The sequence below is a fragment of the Mesorhizobium sp. M7A.F.Ca.CA.004.06.1.1 genome (assembly GCF_003999135.1).
Taxonomy (GTDB): Bacteria; Pseudomonadota; Alphaproteobacteria; order Rhizobiales; family Rhizobiaceae; genus Mesorhizobium.
The window spans coordinates 1-1143 of the sequence record NZ_RZPQ01001168.1; the positions used below are offsets into that span (position 1 = coordinate 1).

The following is a 1143-nucleotide window of genomic DNA, read 5'->3' on the forward strand; positions in this document are numbered from 1 at the left end:
GAATGAAAGGCAGGACTCTGACGCGCCCGGTAAGCCCCATGGTTTCGACCAGTTCGGCAAGCGCATGCTCGCGCTCGGTGCTTTCGAAGGCGCCGCCGACCAGCCGCACCTCGATCCTCGACTGGAGTTCTGCCGGCATCGCGGCGATCGCCTCCAGCAGGATTTCCTGCCCCTTGATCCGGTTGATGCGGCCGAGCAGCAGCACCCGCAATGGGCGCTTGCCGTCATAGGTGGTCGGTTCGACCGCCGCCGGCCCGGCAACGCCGTTGTAGACGACATGCGTGCGCGCGGTCTTGGGATCGCCGAAAGCGGCGCGCGTCGCGCGCGAGTTGAAGATCAGATCGGCATGGCTCCAGCGCATCAGGCCGACGAGTATCCTGCGCATGGCGCCTTCGGGGATTTCGTGGATGTGCAGGACGGCCTTTTGGGGAAGAAGGCGTGCGGCCAGCGCGTAGTCGGCCACGATCGAGGTGTTGACATAGACGAGGTCGCAATCCTTGAGCCGCCGCCACGCCCTGAACACGGCAATTGGCAATCGCGCCATCTCGACGGTCGCAAGGCGCGCAATGGCCTGGCGCCTCAGCACCCACAGCGGTTCGAATACGATCCGGCTGGCATGCGCTTCCAGAATCCGCACGATCGGCCCGCTACGTGGCAAAACCACTTCGATGTCGGCCGACGGAAACGCGGCGCGCAGCGCGGCAACGCTCTCCGCAAAGCTGCGGTCAGAACCATAGAGTTCATAACCCTGATGAACGCAGGCAATCCGCATCTTTATATCCCGCCGGGTGCTACAACCATCGCGCTGGGCGATTGTGGCAGAAGCCCGTCCGCAAGAATCATGCCTGGTTCGATACGCCCGACTGCCGGCCGTACGCCCCAGGCATTGCTTCGTTTCGATACAGCTACGCACAGAAGGGTTGACCGAGAATGAAACAACCATCGGCTTCAACACCGTTTTTTTACAACCCCGCGCGATGATCCCTCGCAGGATACCGAAATCGGGAGGTGGCACGGAAGTTGCCATCTGCTCATTATAAATTAAGCAATATCTAATGTATGAGACATGTGAAAGTGCCGCCGGCCATGAAACCAGAAACGCCCGCCATTCTGATCCTGGGGACCCGCGGCATACCCGCGGCC

General features: G+C 61.5%; 1 protein-coding gene. It reads right to left on the reverse strand.

Features of this window, described 5'->3' with window-relative positions; translation table 11 throughout:
* The coding region (locus EN906_RS34840; protein WP_127375807.1) for a glycosyltransferase at positions 1 to 772 on the reverse strand (772 nt) is incomplete at its 3' end.
* Positions 773 to 1143 lie beyond the last annotated feature (371 nt).